General features: G+C 65.6%; 11 protein-coding genes. 4 read left to right on the top strand and 7 right to left on the bottom strand.

The window, feature by feature from the left end; translation table 11 throughout:
* Positions 1-31: 31 nt before the first annotated feature.
* From BES08_RS22935 to BES08_RS22905, 7 genes are all read right to left on the bottom strand, one after another.
* Positions 32-2,362: a TonB-dependent receptor gene (locus BES08_RS22935; protein WP_051587054.1), complete on the bottom strand. Its 2,331-nt coding sequence runs from the start codon at positions 2,360-2,362 to the stop codon at positions 32-34.
* A 28-nt stretch (positions 2,363-2,390) separates the two neighbouring features.
* The gene (locus BES08_RS22930) at positions 2,391-3,113 is read right to left on the bottom strand and encodes a phosphatase PAP2 family protein (RefSeq protein WP_008828627.1); all 723 of its coding nucleotides are present in this window, start codon (positions 3,111-3,113) and stop codon (positions 2,391-2,393) included.
* Positions 3,114-3,136: 23 nt separating this feature from the next.
* Positions 3,137-4,168 (bottom strand): YncE family protein, encoded by a 1,032-nt coding sequence (locus BES08_RS22925; RefSeq protein WP_036528357.1) that lies wholly within the window; start codon positions 4,166-4,168, stop codon positions 3,137-3,139.
* Positions 4,169-4,284: 116 nt separating this feature from the next.
* The gene (locus BES08_RS22920) at positions 4,285-5,706 is read right to left on the bottom strand and encodes a HAMP domain-containing sensor histidine kinase (RefSeq protein ID WP_051587055.1); all 1,422 of its coding nucleotides are present in this window, start codon (positions 5,704-5,706) and stop codon (positions 4,285-4,287) included.
* Positions 5,688-6,374 carry a response regulator transcription factor gene (locus BES08_RS22915; RefSeq protein WP_036528358.1) on the bottom strand — a complete coding sequence of 229 codons (687 nt, stop codon included), beginning with the start codon at positions 6,372-6,374 and terminating at the stop codon, positions 5,688-5,690. Before BES08_RS22915 ends, BES08_RS22920 begins: the two co-directional genes overlap by 19 nt.
* A 68-nt stretch (positions 6,375-6,442) precedes the next feature.
* On the bottom strand, positions 6,443-7,801 hold the full coding sequence (locus tag BES08_RS22910; RefSeq protein ID WP_051587056.1) for a sensor histidine kinase: 1,359 nt from the start codon (positions 7,799-7,801) through the stop codon (positions 6,443-6,445).
* Entirely contained in the window at positions 7,788-8,471 is a 684-nt protein-coding gene (locus BES08_RS22905; protein WP_008828632.1) for a response regulator transcription factor, read from the bottom strand. The genes BES08_RS22910 and BES08_RS22905 overlap by 14 nt, the downstream gene beginning before the upstream one ends.
* 148 nt (positions 8,472-8,619) lie before the next feature.
* Between BES08_RS22905 and BES08_RS22900 the strand changes: the two genes are divergently transcribed.
* The 4 genes from BES08_RS22900 (at position 8,620) to BES08_RS22885 (ending at position 15,180) form a co-directional block, all read left to right on the top strand.
* A complete protein-coding gene (locus tag BES08_RS22900; protein ID WP_036528359.1) occupies positions 8,620-9,300 on the top strand; it encodes a response regulator transcription factor in 681 nt (226 codons plus the stop codon).
* 80 nt (positions 9,301-9,380) lie between these two features.
* Positions 9,381-10,892 carry an efflux transporter outer membrane subunit gene (locus tag BES08_RS22895; protein ID WP_231958338.1) on the top strand — a complete coding sequence of 504 codons (1,512 nt, stop codon included), beginning with the start codon at positions 9,381-9,383 and terminating at the stop codon, positions 10,890-10,892.
* The gene (locus BES08_RS22890) at positions 10,889-12,079 is read left to right on the top strand and encodes an efflux RND transporter periplasmic adaptor subunit (protein WP_083274793.1); all 1,191 of its coding nucleotides are present in this window, start codon (positions 10,889-10,891) and stop codon (positions 12,077-12,079) included. The genes BES08_RS22895 and BES08_RS22890 overlap by 4 nt, the downstream gene beginning before the upstream one ends.
* Positions 12,076-15,180, top strand: a complete 3,105-nt coding sequence (locus BES08_RS22885; RefSeq protein ID WP_069709469.1) for an efflux RND transporter permease subunit — start codon at positions 12,076-12,078, stop codon at positions 15,178-15,180. Before BES08_RS22890 ends, BES08_RS22885 begins: the two co-directional genes overlap by 4 nt.
* Positions 15,181-15,219 lie beyond the last annotated feature (39 nt).

Here is a 15,219-nt window from a genome sequence, read left to right as displayed (position 1 = left end):
GTCAGGTGCTCCCACCTGACGGGCCATCGCCTCAGAACTTGACCGAGAGTGTGCCCTGGATGCTGCGCGGCGGGTTGAAGCGCAGCTGGTCGTTGGGGCCGTAGCCCGACTGCACGGACTTGCCGTTGAGACCAGCGGTCGTCGGCGCGCCCTTGCTGCTGTTCTTGACCTCGATCACGTGGTCGTCATCGAACAGGTTGTAGACGTTGAGGCTCACGCGGTACTTGCCGAAGTCGTAACCCACTGCCAGCGACCCGACATTGTACGCAGCCAAGCGATAGAGGCGGAACGAGGCGTTGGTATCAGCTTCGGTCGCATACTGCGCGCCCGTGAACTTGTGCGTATAGGATGCGAAGAAACCGTCGTGATCGTAGAACACACCGAGCGTTTCGGTGGTGTACGGCGTCTTGGCGATCTGCGTGCCGGTCGTGCCGCTTTCGGCCTTATTGTACGAGGCATTGGCGAACAGCGTCAGGCCGGTCACCGGGAACACGCTGATCTGGCCTTCGACGCCCTTGTACTTGACCTTGCCGATGTTCACCAGCAGCGAGGAGTCCGATCCGGCGACGGTCGGCGAGGCGATCTTGTTGTTGACGTCGATCTTGTAGGCATCGACGTCGATCGCGAAGCGGCGGCCGTGATAGACGGTGCCGATCTGGTAGTTGGTGCTGCGCTGCGGCTGGAGCGCAGAAAGCGAACTGCCGAGCGAAGACGACGTCGAGTAGAAACTCGACAAGTCAGGCACGTACATACCCTTGGCGTACTGCGCATAGACCGTCCAGTCCGAGCGGATCTGGTAATTCGCGGTCAGGAAAGGCAGCACGTCGGTCCAGGTGGCCTTGGCATTCAGCGGAGCGTGGGTCTTCTGGTTCACCTCCGCATCGATCTGCCTGGTGAAGTGCACGTACTTGACGCCCGGCGTGATCGAGAGGCCCTCGATCGGACGATATTCCAGTTCACCGAAAAGCTGGAACTGGTCCCATCCCGAATGCTGGATGTAGTCGATGTTGGACTTGCCGACGATGTAGTTCGGCTTGCCCGTCGACAGGTCGTAGTTGATCAGATGGCGATCGCTGGCCGAATGCTCATACCAGCCGCCGACGCGCAGGCGGCCGTGCTCGAATTCGTAGTCCGCCTCGCCGATGTAACCGATCGTGCGGTACTTGTTCTGCTTGTCGTAGCCCGGAACGCCGGCGGTCTTGCTGCCGCCCGGCGTCAGCACCACCACGTTGGCCGAGTTGCCGGTGCCGTCGTTGCCGGAACTGGTGTGGTTGGTATAGCCATACATGTAGACGCGGTTGTCGAGCGTCAGGCCCGAGCCGAGGTCGCTCTGCAGGCGGACAATCTCGAAGTCGGTCTGCTTGCTGGTGCGGTTGTAGCCCCAGTAGTTCTGCGCGTACTTGCTGGTCACCGATGGATCGTTGGTGTTGCCGTAGCGCTTGCCGAAATCGGCTATGCCGCCCACCGTGCAGTTCTCGCCGGTGATGTCGCCGCTGTTAGCGCCGGTGCCGCAAGTGCCGAAGCCGGTGTCGGATTCGTAATAGACATTGGCGTTGTAGGTGGACAGCACCGTCAGCGTGTTGGCGGTGCCGATCGGGATCACGCCCTTGACGAAGATGTTCTTGGAATGGGTGGGGCTGTATGTCAGTGCGCCCTGCGAATCCATCACCTGGCCCGAGACCACGAACTTGGCGCCACCCAGCGCATCGATCGCGCCGGTCTGCACCGCGAGGCGGCCCACATAGGTCTCGAAACTGCCCACCGTGGCGTCGGCACGAACGCCGAAGTCGTCGGCCACGGCCTTGGAGTACATGTTGACGTTGCCGCCGTAGGTCGCCTGACCCAGCTGGCTGGCGTTGCCGGGGCCACGATCGACCACGACCGTCTCGATCGTGTTCGAGGGGAAGAAGGCCGTGCTGTGGTGCGTCGGGTTGTTGGTGTCGCCGAAGGGAATACTGTCATACGTGACGTTGTATTCGCCGTCCTTGAAGCCGCGGATCGACATCTTGGATTCGCCAAGGCCGATGCCGTTGTTGGCGCCGGTCAGCGTCACACCCGGCGTCAGCGAGGCCAACTGGTAAAAGTCCGCCGTCAGCGGCGCGGCCTTGTCGATATAGGTCTGCGAAACGGCTGCCTGCGGCTGGGTCGTCGCGAGCGAGGCGATCGACGGGGCCTGCTCCGTCTCGTGCGTGCCGGTGACGATGATGTCCGAGGTGGTCAGGGCGTTGGCGTCGTTGGCCTGGCCCCGGGACTGGCGGGTGCTGGAGGGATCCGCATCGGCATCGCTGGCGAAAGCCGGAGCCGAAGCGAAGGCGAGCGCCGTCGCCCCCGCAAGCAGGGTATACTTGATGGCATTCTTCATGGTGTCGCCCCTATGAAAGAAATTCGGTTCAGTTCTTGTCGAAAGCGGCCAGTTCCGCGCGGGCGGCCGAGGCCTTTGCCGCGATGGCCGGAGTGTCGAGCACGCGCTCGGCGACGATCGAGCCGAGCACGTGGCTCGCTTCGGTGTCGCTCGGGAAATGGACGCCGCAAATCTCGCGGCTGAGTGCATAGTCACGGGCCTTGGCGAGGATCGCCGGCGCCTTGCCCGGCATCAGCTGTGCCAGCACGAGGCCGCTCGAATAGCCGAGCAGCGAATGGCCGCTGGGATAGCTGCGGGTCGGCTTCTTGCCCTTGCCCGCGTCGCAGTTCGGCAGGGTCGGGTCGACGCCCCAGGGGCGGGTGCGGGCGAAGTGCTCCTTGGCATCGTCAGCCGCGACCTCGATCTCGTTCTGCACCGTCTCGAGAAGCGCCCAGGTTGCCGGGAGGTTCTTCAGGCTGGTGCCCACCACATCGTCGAAGATCGAAGGGTCCTCGTGCGCATCGTCCGCGCGGGCCTGCTCCATGCGCGCTGCGGACGTCGATGCGACAAGCGCGTGGAGATACTGAAGCTCCAGCTTCTCTTCCTGAGAGCCGCGGGCGGGCGGCGCCGGAAGCTGGGCCGCGACGGAGAGCGTGCCGGGCTTGATGACCTGGAACTGCCGGGCGGCAGCGGGGGCCTGCGCCGATACCGCGCCGGGCAGCGCGAGGCAGGCAAGAACCGCGATGGCGGTGGTCGAAAGCAAACGGGTCATGGGAATGTCTCCGGATCTGTCGGTCAGGACGCGGTGGGCGCGACGACCAGCACCTTGAAGGTGCCGGGTACGGGCTTGCCGCGCTTGGCGCCCGGTTCGGGGCGGGCGAGCGTGGCGGTGGGCAGGTAGACGCGGCCGTCGCGCGGATCGACTGCGCCGGTCTTGGCGCCGATCTGCGTCTTCACCGTGCCGATCACGCGGATGGCGGCAGGCTTCGCGATGTCGAGCACCGAAAGGGTGCCGCTGCCGCCGTTCGGGATGAAGGCGCGGTGGCGGGCTTCGTCGACGATCACGGCATCGGGGTCCGCGCCGATCGCCAGCGTGGCGACGACTTTCCCGGCCTTGGGGTCGGTTACGACCGCGACGTCGTTGGCGCAGGCGCTGATGAGGCGCGTGCCGCCGCCGACGAGAGCAAGACCGGTCGGCCCCTCGCATCCGGTCAGCGCGATGGTCTTCACGACCTTGCGCGCCTTGAGGTCGATCGCGACCACGACGTTGCGATCCTCGACATTGACGTAGGCGCCGCCCTTGCCGTCGGGCACGCCGAACTCCAGGCCGCCGCCGACCTCGATGATGCCGGTCACCTTGTGCGAGGCCGGATCGATGAGCGATACGGTGCCGTCGGCCGCGTTCATGACCACCACCTGGTCGGTGGCCTTGTCGTAGAAGCCGCCGTCCGGCTTCTTGCCGGTGGCGACTTCGGCATTCACCTTGCCCGTGGCGATATCGACGAAGCGGGTGGTGCCGGTATCACCGTCGGTTTCGAACAGTTCCGTCTTGCCAGGAATGCGCAGGACCTGATGGGCGTGATGGGCCGGCGCCAGCACCGGGTTGACCGCGCGCGAAGCCAGATCGACGGTGGTGATCGCATCGCCGTGCGCAACATAGAGCGTCCCGGTGGTCGGATCGACCGTCGCATAGTCCCAGCCGCCGTCAGGACCGGCGATATGCCCGGCCAGTTCGTAACCGGTGCCGGAGGCGGGACGGGCTGCGAGATAAGCGGGCGCAAGCGCTCCTGCCGCGACGCACGTCGCGACGACCCAATGTTTTGCCATGAAGATGTGATCCCTGTGATATTGGCCGGCGATCCTGTTCCGGCGAGACAAGGACCCGCTAGGAATTGCCTGTGACAGTCCTGTTACGCAAAGCGCTCGAAGACGCCGGGAAGCCGTTACATTGCAAGATTAGAATGTTCGGCGGCCTGTTCGGCGCCGTTAGCCTTCCCCCATGCATCGGACAGGGGAAAACGAACACGGACGACAAGCCCCGGCCGCCCGTCCTCGAGTTCGACCGACGCGTCATGGAACTTCGCGATCGCCGCCACGAGCGACAGACCAAGCCCGTGGCCGGGGGTATGGCGACTGCGTTCGAGCCGTACGAACCGGCCGAAGACGCTCTTGCGGTCGGTATCGGGAATTCCCGGCCCGTCGTCACGCACGATGAGCACGGCCCCGGTTTCCGCGATCTCCACCAGAACGGAGGTCTCGCTGCCCGCGGGCGTATGCAGCAGGACATTTTCCAGAAGGTTGACCAGCATCTGGTTGATCAGGTCGGCGTCGGCTTCCAGCGTGACGGGGTGAAGGCAGCCGGTCCGCAGCACGCGCTTCGCGTCGGCAAAGGCCGGGGCGTACGAATCGACGACGTCCTCCACCAGAACATCCAGCCGGGTCCGCCGGACCTGCGCGCGCCTGCCGCCGGCTTCGACCTCGCTGATGCGCAGGATGGCGGTAAACAGCGCCAGAACTCCCGCCGTCTCGCGTGCGGCCGAACGCAGCAGTGCGAGACGCTGTGCCTCGTCGATCAGATCCTCGCTGCCAGCTTCGCTAAGGGTGCCCTGCAAACGGGTCAGCGGCGTACGCAAGTCATGGGCGAGATCGCTGGACACCTGCCTCAGATTGGTCATCAGGGCGTCGATACGGTCGAGCATGTGATTGAAGGTACGCGCATGCTCTGCGAACAGCCCTCCAAGACGATCCACCGAAATGCGCCGTGAATAGTCTCCGGCGATGATCGCCTGCGCCGTCACGAGGCTGGCTGCCAGCCGCTGTCTGATCAGATGGCTCAGCAATACGGCACTGCCAATGCCGAGAATCGTCGCCAGCACAAGCGCCGTGCCGCCGATCCGCCAGACGATCTTGCCCATTTCCTCGCCGGATTCGCTTTCGCCGACGATGGTAAGGTGCCCTCCATCCCGTAGTACCGTGGATACCGCGCGGGCCGCTCCCCAATCGCCGCCATACTGGCGAAACTCGACGTCGTGCAGATCCTGCCCGTCCCCCCTGACCTCGAGGTGCCCGGCTAGGCGCGTGCCGTTGCGATCGAGCAGGACGTAGCCGACACTGCTGATGTTCCGGCGATCCGCGAATTCGTGAATACGGCGCGCGACTTGCGCTGCACCGGGCGCAATACCGTTTGCCGGAGCGATCAGCCGCGCACGCTCGCGCTCGATGCGAAGGTCCACCGAGTGTGCCAGTTCGCGTTCGGTAAAGTGATAAGTCGCGACGCCGATCGCCGCCGTGCCCAGCACGAACACCAGACCGAACAGCCCGGCGAGTCCGAATACGCTGCGCGGGTTCAGCCGAGTTCCGGGCATGGCACCGCGTTGCGCAGGATGTAGCCGGTTCCGCGCACCGTCTCGATCGGATCCGTACCACCGTGGATGGTCAACTTGCCCCTCAGCCGGCTCATGTTGCTTTCGATGATGTTGGTGGACGGATCGAAGGAATAGCCCCAGACGCGCTCGATCATCATTCTGCGCGTGACCATGCGGTCCGCATTGCGGACCAGTTCCGCCAGCAGCGCGAATTCCTTCTTGTTCAGGTGCAGCGGCTTGCCGTCACGGGTCGCGCGCAAGGTGGTCAGCACGATCTCGATGTCACCGGCCCCGAGGACGTCGGGACGCTCCGATGCGGGAAAGCGCCGGGCAATGGCGTTGAGTCGGGCAGCGACCTCCGCCACTTCGAACGGTTTGACGAGGTAGTCGTCGGCACCGGCATTCAGCCCTTCGATCCGGTCGTCCAGGGTGTTCAGAGCGCTGAGCATCAATACCGGCAAGTCGCGCGGCTTGCGCAGGAGCACCTCGATACCGTCCAGCCCGGGCAGCATGCGATCGAGCACCATGGCGTCATAATGATGCGCCGCGATGGCTTCGATCGCCGCCTCTCCCGACCCCGCCGTATCGACGAGGTGTCCGATCGCGGCTAGCCCGCGTGCGAGGAACGTCGCGATCTGGTCATCGTCCTCGACGATCAGCAAATGCATCTGGCTACCATGGTTGGGAAAATGTCATCGCCGAAGTGCACCGCAAATGTGACGTTCGCACGACACCTTCAGGCGCCGGCTGCAATCAACGCCACACGGGCGCCCGGCGTCAGGGCGTCGATGCGGACGGTCATGTTGTGGAGATGCGCTATGGCTTTCACCAGAGTAAGGCCCAGTCCGTTGCCGGGACTGCTGCGACTGTGTTCGGCGCGGTAGAACCGCTGGAAGACGGCTTCGCGCTCTTCGGCCGGAATGCCGCATCCGGTATCGCGCACGGCGACTTCCAGGCCGCCGGCGCGGTTCTTCAGTTCGACGACGACATGGCCGCCGGCGGGCGTGAACTTGATTGCATTGTCGATGAGGTTCGCGAACGCCTCGAACAGCAGGCTCGCATCGCCGTTGAGCGTGCATCGCCCTTCGGTATCGAAAGCCGTGGTCAGAGTAAGGCCCTTCTCCTCGGCGGCAGGGTCGTAATAATCGACCACGTCGGCCAGGATGAGCGGCAGATCGACTTGCGAGAAGCCGCTGCGCCGGGCGCCGTCCTCCAGTTCGGCAATGCGCAGCATCGCGGTGAAAGTCCGCAGTACCCCGCGCAATTCGACGATCGCGTCATCGACCGCAAGGGCGTAATCCTCGCGCGTTTCCGCCCTTCGCTGAGAACGCTCCAGTCCTGCGAGGATGCGGGTCAACGGCGTTCGCAAGTCGTGCGCGATCCCGTCGCAGACGCCCTTCACGTCCTGCATCAGCCGTTCGATGTCGTCGAGCATGCCGTTCACGACATGGACAAGGCGATCGAGGTCGCCCGACGTGCCGCGCGCGGGCAATCGGCGCGACAAGTCGCCGCGCACGATCTCCTGGATCGCGTCGGCCACGGCGTCGAAGCGGCGCACCGCTCCCAGCCCGACGATCGTGGCGCCGCCCAGGCCGAGCACGGCGGTGATCAGGGCTCCCCAGGCCGCCGTACTGATGAAGGCTTCGTCGAATTCGCGCGATTCATGGAGGTTTTCGGCGATGATCGCGACCTCGCCCGATGGGTAGCGACGCGCCACGCCGCGATAGCGCAGCACCTTGGAACCGCGTCGAGCCGTCATGAAAAAGGGTTTGCCCGATGTCTCCAGCGTGTCCGGCAGCGGCAGCGGGTCGCCCGCCAGCCGCCGTCCCTCGGGAGCATAGAGCACGAATACCCGTTCCATGTTGCCACGATTGTCGGCCGCGTGAAGCGTGAAAAGGCGGCGGACTTCGGGGAGGTCCGCATCGAACCGGGCGGGCGCCTCCCGTTCCAGCCAGTTGTCGATGCCGGCAAGCAGAAAGCGTTCGGTCTGCAGGTACAGGAAGCCGAAGAGCACCGCCGAAGCCACACCGAACAGCGTCAGGAACAGCAGGGCAAGCCGAAAGCTGCCGGTGCGCGGAAGGTCAACCAGGCGCATGGAGCATGTACCCCGAGCCGCGCACGGTCTGGATCAGTTGCGGCGCGTCGGCGCGCTCGATCTTGCGGCGCAGCTTGCTGACGTGCACGTCGATCACATTGGTCGGCTCGTCGTAGTGATAGTGCCAGACTTCCTCGAACATCATCGTGCGGGTGACGATCTGTCCGGCGTGGCGCATCAGGTATTCCAGCAAGCGGAATTCGCGGGGCAGCAGTTCGATGCTGCGCCCGCCCCTGCGCACGGCCTGAGTCAGCAGGTCGAGTTCGAGATCGCCCACACGCAGCACCGTTTCGCGCTGCGGCGCGGTGTGCCGACGCAGCAGGGCATCGACGCGAGCGGTCAGTTCGAGGAATTCGAAGGGCTTCACCAGGTAGTCGTCACCGCCCGCCTTGAGCCCCCTTACGCGCTCGCCGACGTCCGACAGAGCGCTGAGCACGAGGACGGGCACATCGTCCCCGGTCGCCCGCAAGGTCGATACGATGGTCAGCCCGTCCATGCCGCCGGGCAGCATCCGGTCCACAACCAGCGCATCGAAGGATTCGGCCGCAGCGATCAGCAGTCCCTCGCGGCCGGTTCCGGCAAGCGTCACGTCGTGGCCGTGGTCGGTCAGGGCAGCGGCCACCTCCTCGGCGGTCTGCGCGTCGTCCTCGACGATCAGGATTCTCGCCATGTCACTGTCCGTGCTTCCTTCGTTGGGGTGCATACGAAACCGCATGGCACGCAGAGCCCCGGTGCTGCTAGAGCACCCTATGCCATGGCCGTGCGATTCACAGCTTCGCACAAACATTAAATCGGTTTCACGAAAGCGAACGCCCTTCATGCGGCTGCTGGTCATAGAGGACGACGATCGCGGAGCCTCCTACCTCGTGCGCGGGCTGCAGGAAAGCGGCCACGTCGTCGATCGTGCGCAGGAAGGAGAGACCGGCCTGATGCTGGCGACGGAGGGTTTCTACGACGTCGCCGTCATCGACCGGATGCTGCCGCGAATGGACGGCATCGCCATCGTGCAGGCCATGCGCAAGGCCGGGAACGACACCCCCGTCCTGATGCTCAGTGCCCTTTCGGGTGCACTGGACAAGGCCGAGGGCATTCGTGCCGGCTGCGACGACTACCTCGCCAAGCCTTACGCCTTCGCCGAACTGAGCGCGCGGATCGAAGCGCTGGCGCGGCGCGCCGATCGCGCGCGGTCGAATGCCGTGCTGAAAGTGGGCGACCTCTCGTTCGATCCGGCCAGCCGGCGCGCGGTGCGCGGGGCAGTGGACGTGGTGCTCCAGCACAAGGAGAGCCTGCTGCTGGAATTCCTGATGCGCAATGCCGGACGGATCGTCACCCGCACCATGCTGATCGAGGCGGCATGGGATTACGATTTCGAGCCCATAGACGCGCTGATCGACCGGCACATCCATCGCCTGCGCCGCAAGATCGATCGCGACCCGCCGGAGCAGTTGATCCAGACCGTTCACGGGGCAGGCTATCGCATGGCGGCGCCCATCCTTTGATCTTGGGCATTGGCGGACCCTAAAACGGATTTAATGTTCGAACGAACCACGCTCCATCGTCGGCCCGCTACCCGGTGCCGGTGCAGCATCATAACCTCGATACCGCCCGCATCGGGCCACGCCGCGATCCGCTGAAACCAGCGGGGCGGAGCCACGCGCCTCTTGCCCTGGCCGTTGCGCTGGCCGCCTCGCTCGGCGGCTGTTCGCTGACGCCCGCCTATCACCGCCCCTCGATCGCCCCCGTCGGTGCATGGGATACGCAGGCCGCTCAGCCAGCACTTCAGGGAGAGCCGCCGGCTACCGTGCGCAGCGACTGGTGGCGGCACTTCGCGAGCCCGGAACTCGATCGGCTCATGGAGCGCAGCCTGTCCGACAGTTTCACCCTGCAGGCCGCGGTCGCCCGGGTCCGTCAGGCGGAAGGCTCCGCACGGATCGTCGCCGCGCCGCTTGCGCCGTCGCTTTCGCTCAGCGGGACTGCCGGTGCATCTTCCGGCTCGACTTCAAGCCCGACGCGAAACGTGCTGGCGCAGGCCAGCTACGAACTCGATTTCTGGGGCAAAAACCGCGCGGCGGCGGGTTCCGGGGTCGCGCTCGCCCGGGCCAGCGCCTTCGATGCGGGGACGGTCGCGATGACGCTGTCCGCCTCGGTCGCAGACGAATACTTCACTGTCCTGTCGCTTCGCGAAAGGCTTGGCATAGCGCGGCAACAGGCGGACGATGCCCGCAAGGTGCTCGCTCTCATACAGGCCCAGCGGTCGGCCGGGACGGCGACGGACCTGCAACTGCGCCAGCAGGAAACCTCGATCGCCGGGCTCGACGCCGCCGTCCCGGCACTGGTACAGCAACTGAAGGTAGCGCAGGACGCCCTTGCGGTGCTGACCGGCCGACCGCCGGAAGGCTTTACCGTCGAGGGAGCCTCTCTCGACGATGTGCTGCGCCCCGCCATATCCCCAGACCTGCCGCCGCAACTGATGGCGCTGCGCCCCGACGTGCAGGCTGCCGAAGCCCGCCTCGTCTCCGCCAATTTCGATATCGGCGCGGCGCGTGCGGCGTTCTTTCCAAGCCTGTCGCTTTCCGCCAGCGGCGGCCTGCGCGCAGCGGGCGCCGGAAGCGTCTTCCCGCCAGTCGCCATCGCCGATGGCGCGGCCGGATTGCTCGCCCCGTTGTTCGACGGCGGGCGTCTCGGCGGCCAGCTCAAGGTCAGCCGCGCGAGGCAGGCCGAGCTTGTCGCCACGTACCGCCAGACGGTTCTCACCGCTTATCAGGAAGTCGAGGATGCGCTTGGCGCGATCGCCAATGCGCGTGCGCAGGAAGCCCTTCAGGAAGGCGGCGCCACTTCCGCGCAGCGCGCCGCCGCCCTTGCGATGACCCAATATCGTCTCGGCAGCGCCGATTACCTCAGCGTGCTGACTACGCAGCAGACGCTGTACCAAGCACGCGATTCCCTCGCCCAGACCCGGCTGACGCACCTGCAGGCGATCGTCAGCCTGTGCCGGGCGCTCGGCGGCGGCTTCGGCCGGGCCGACCTTCAGTTCGCGGCGGCGCCCACGTCACGCTCCGCTCCGCTTCAATCTCAGGAAAAATCCCGGTGAACGAAACCGAACACGCCCCTCATCAGGATCGGCCACGCCTGCCGCTGCATTGGAAGCTGGCGGGATTGTCCATGCTTGCCGTTGCGACCATCGCCGGTTTCGCCGTCTATGACGGCGGCCAGTCGGGCACCGCCAAGGCCGATGCCTCCGCCAAGCCGATACCGGTCGTCACCGGCATCGTCACGACCCGCGACATGCCGATCTGGATTTCCGGGATCGGCAGCGTCGCCCCGTTGAAGGTGGTGGACGTCAAGGCGCGGGTGGACGGCCAGATCATGCGCCTGGCCTTCAACGAGGGCGACGAGGTACAAGCAGGCCGCCTGCTCGCGCAGATCGATCCCCGGCCGTATCAGGCCGTGCTCGCGCAAGCGCAGGCCGCGCGGGCTCGGGACATGGCGCAGCTCGTCAATGCCCGGCAGGAAGTGTCGCGCACCGGTGCCCTGTCACAGGCCGGAGCGGGCACCACGCAAAGCTACGATGCCGCCAAGGCGCAGGCCGCAGCGCTCCAGGCCACCGTCGCTGCGGACGATGCCGCGATCGCCGCTGCCCAGCTCAATGTCGAATTCGCCGGGATCGTCGCGCCGATCGCGGGGCGTGTCGGCCTGCGACAGGTCAATCAGGGCAGCATGGTCCACGCCAGTGATACGACCGGTGTGGTCACGGTGACGCAGATGGCGCCGATCTCCGTGCTCTTCACCCTGCCCCAGGATTCGCTGGGAGAAGTGCTCACCGGCCAGCGCAGCGGTGCGCTTCCGGTGTCGGTCTATTCGCGGGACGGCGCCAGCCACATCGTCGATGGGCGGCTCCTGTTCGTGGGAAGCAACGTCGACCAGACGAACGGACAGTTCCAGCTCCGCGCCGAGTTCGGCAACGGCGACCGGGCACTGTGGCCGGGAGAATTCGTCTCCGCGCGCGTGCTCGTCCGTACCGACCGCGGGGTGGCGGTGGTGCCCAGCCAGGCCGTCCAGACCAGCGAGACCGGCCGCTACGTCTATGCCGTCAAGAGCGACGGCACCGCCGAGGTCCGCAACGTCAAGGCAGGCCCCGCCGTCGATGGCTTCACCGAAATCCTCTCGGGCCTGAAACCCGGGGAGAAAATCGTGGTCTCGGGCCAGTCGCGCCTGTCCGCAGGAGCACCCGTCAAGGCCCAATCGTCAGCGCAATCTGCAACGGAGCAGGCACAATGAGCCTTTCCGCCGCCTTCATCAATCGCCGGGTCGGCACGTGCCTGCTGGCGATCGGCGTAGTCCTGCTGGGCCTGGTCGCCTACCTGTCCCTGCCGATCTCCTCGATGCCGCAGGTCGAGTATCCGACGATCTCGATTTCGGCCAGCCTGCCGGGTGCCAGCGCCGATACGATGGCGACTTCGGTGGCCACGCCGCTCGAACGCACGCTCACAAACATTCCCGGCGTCACGCAAATGACCTCGTCCAGCTCGCTCGGGCAGACGCAGATCACGTTGCAGTTCGACCTCAACCGCAACATCGACGGCGCCGCCGTGGACGTCCAGACCCAGATCAACGCGGCGGCGGGCCTGCTGCCCAAGAACATGCCCAACCCGCCGACCTACCACAAGGTCAACCCGGCGGGCGCGTCGATCTACTCGCTGGCGCTCACCTCCGACACGCTGCCGCTGACCGAAGTGGACCGTTATGCCGAGAACTACATCGCCCAGCCCATCTCGCAGCTGCCCGGCGTCGGCCTTGTAGACTACCACGGCCAGCTGCGACCGGCCGTGCGCGTCCGCGTCGATCCCGACCGCCTGACGGGCCTCGATCTGACGCTGGAGGACGTCCGCACGGTCATCGGCACATCAACGGTGAATGCGCCCAAAGGCACGCTCAACGGCCTTCACCAGTCGGTCGTGCTTAGTGCCACCGACCAGCTCATGGACGCCAAGGCTTATCGTAACGTCGTCGTCGCCTATCGCAACGGTGCCCCCATCCACCTAACGGACGTGGCCACCGTCGAGAACGCCCCCGAGGACGTCCATCAGGCCGCATGGTTCCAGGGCAAGCGCGCGATCATCGTCGACATCGCGCAGAGCCCCGGCTCCAACGTCATGAGCACCTTGAAGGGCATCAAGGACAAGCTGCCTGCGCTGGAAGCCTCGCTCCCCCCTTCTGTCCATCTTGCCGTAGTGGCCGACCGCACGCAGACGATCACCGGATCGGTGAACGACGTGCAACTGACGCTGATGATCACGATCGCGCTGGTGGTGATGGTGATCCTGGTATTTCTGCGCAACTTCTGGGCGACGCTGATCCCCAGCCTCACCATCCCGCTGTCGCTCATCGCCACGTTCGCGGTGATGTATGCGCTGGGCTACAGCCTCGACAACCTGTCGCTGATGGGACTGACGATCGCCGTCGGCTTCGTGGTGGACGACGCCATCGTCGTCATCGAGAACATCATGCGCCATATCGAGGAGGGCAAGTCGCCGATGGAGGCGGCGCTGCTAGGCTCGCGCGAGGTCGGCTTCACGATCATCTCGATGACGGTGTCGCTGATTGCGGTGTTCATCCCGATCCTCGCCATGGGCGGGCTGATCGGCCGACTGTTCCGCGAATTCGCCGTCACCATCACGGTCGCGCTGATCGCATCGGGAATCGTCTCGCTGACGGTCACGCCGATGCTGTGCGGCTGGCTGATCCGGGACGAGAAAGGGCGCAGGCACGGCCGCTTCCATCGCTGGTCCGAACGCTGGCTGACCGCGCTCAACGACGGCTACGAGCGGCTGCTCGACGTCGCGCTGCGGCACCAGCGACTGACGGTGCTCAGCTTTGTTGCCACCGTGGCACTCACCGGGGGCCTTTACGTCACGCTGCCCAAGGGGTTCTTCCCGCAGGTCGATACGAGCTTCGTGATCGGCACCATTCGCGGTGCACCGGATATTTCCTATGAAGACATTTCCAAGCGGCTGAACGCGGTCGCCAAGGTCACCATGGCCGATCCCGACGTCGATACGGTCGATTATTGGGCCGGCCCCAATCCGACGATGAGCGACGGGCGCATGATCCTCAACCTCAAGCCGCTCGACCAGCGTTCGGTGACGGCGGACGATATCCTCGCCCGCCTCGGCAAGAAGATCGCCGAAATCCCCGGCGTCACGCAAGGGCTGCAGGTTCGCCAGGACATCCAGATCGGCGCGCGCAGCGGCCTCGCCCAGTACCAGTACACTCTGCAGGACGGGAACCTGCACGAACTCTACAAGTGGGCGACGATCCTGCAGGACAAGTTCAAGACCTTGCCCGAACTGCAGGACGTGTCATCCGACAAGCAGGCATCCTCGACGAGCATGACGCTGGAGATCGACCGGACCACCGCGTCGCGTCTTGGCGTGCAGGCGCAGGATATCGACAACACGCTCTACGACGCCTTCGGCCAGCGGCAGGTCGCCACGATCTTCGATCCGCTGAGCCAGTACTACGTTATCGAGGAAGTCGATCCGCGCTTCCAGCTGGACGCCGATGCCCTCACCCACCTCCACGTACGCTCCAGCACCACGCAGGCGCTGGTGCCGCTCAGCTCTCTGGTGCGCGTGAAGCAAGGCGTGGCGCCGGTGACGATCGCGCACCAGGGGCCGTTCCCCGCCGTAACGCTCTCGTTCAACCTGGCACCCGGCGTGGCGCTGGGCACGGCGGTCACAGCGATCCAGAACGCCGAACAGGCCGCCGGGATGCCCGCCACCGTGAAAGGCTCGTTCCAGGGCGCGGCGCAGGCGTTCCAGGCTTCGCTCAGCACGCAGCCTTTCCTCATCCTCGCCGCCATCGTGACGATCTACATCGTGCTGGGCGTGCTCTACGAAAGCGCGATCCATCCGCTGACGATCATCTCCACCCTGCCCTCTGCGGGTCTGGGCGCCTTGCTGGCGCTGATGCTGGCGGGCAAGGACCTGTCGATCATGGGAATCATCGGCATCCTGCTGCTGATCGGCATCGTCAAGAAGAACGCCATCATGATGATCGACTTCGCCCTCCACGCCCAGCGCGAGCGCGGACTGGCCGCGTTCGACGCGATCCGCGAAGCCTGCCTGCTGCGGTTCCGCCCGATCCTGATGACCACGCTTGCCGCGCTGCTCGGCGCGGTGCCGCTGGCGATCGGCTCCGGCGCCGGTGCGGAGCTGCGGCAGCCGCTGGGCATCGCCATCGTCGGCGGGCTGATCGTGTCGCAGGTACTCACGCTGTTCACCACGCCGGTGATCTTCCTGTGGTTCGAGCGACTGCGGGTATCCGGCCGCCGGTGGCGCGCGCGCAAGCAAGGGGAAGGCGCACCCGCTCAGGCCTAATCGCGCCGAAAGAAAAAGGCCCGCGAGGACAGTTCGTCC

This window comes from Novosphingobium resinovorum, assembly GCF_001742225.1.
Taxonomy (GTDB): Bacteria; Pseudomonadota; Alphaproteobacteria; order Sphingomonadales; family Sphingomonadaceae; genus Novosphingobium; species Novosphingobium resinovorum_A.
This window is presented reverse-complemented; position numbering and strand designations above follow the sequence as displayed.

Excerpts from the sequence above, each read along its gene's own strand:
- BES08_RS22915 (WP_036528358.1), bottom strand. The coding sequence starts at position 6,374 with ATGCATTTGCTGATCGTCGAGGACGATGACCAGATCGCGACGTTCCTC.
- BES08_RS22905 (WP_008828632.1), bottom strand. The coding sequence starts at position 8,471 with ATGGCGAGAATCCTGATCGTCGAGGACGACGCGCAGACCGCCGAGGAG.
- BES08_RS22885 (WP_069709469.1), top strand. The coding sequence starts at position 12,076 with ATGAGCCTTTCCGCCGCCTTCATCAATCGCCGGGTCGGCACGTGCCTG.
- BES08_RS22910 (WP_051587056.1), bottom strand. The coding sequence starts at position 7,801 with ATGCGCCTGGTTGACCTTCCGCGCACCGGCAGCTTTCGGCTTGCCCTG.
- BES08_RS22925 (WP_036528357.1), bottom strand. The coding sequence starts at position 4,168 with ATGGCAAAACATTGGGTCGTCGCGACGTGCGTCGCGGCAGGAGCGCTT.
- BES08_RS22900 (WP_036528359.1), top strand. The coding sequence starts at position 8,620 with ATGCGGCTGCTGGTCATAGAGGACGACGATCGCGGAGCCTCCTACCTC.
- BES08_RS22935 (WP_051587054.1), bottom strand. The coding sequence starts at position 2,362 with ATGAAGAATGCCATCAAGTATACCCTGCTTGCGGGGGCGACGGCGCTC.
- BES08_RS22930 (WP_008828627.1), bottom strand. The coding sequence starts at position 3,113 with ATGACCCGTTTGCTTTCGACCACCGCCATCGCGGTTCTTGCCTGCCTC.
- BES08_RS22920 (WP_051587055.1), bottom strand. The coding sequence starts at position 5,706 with ATGCCCGGAACTCGGCTGAACCCGCGCAGCGTATTCGGACTCGCCGGG.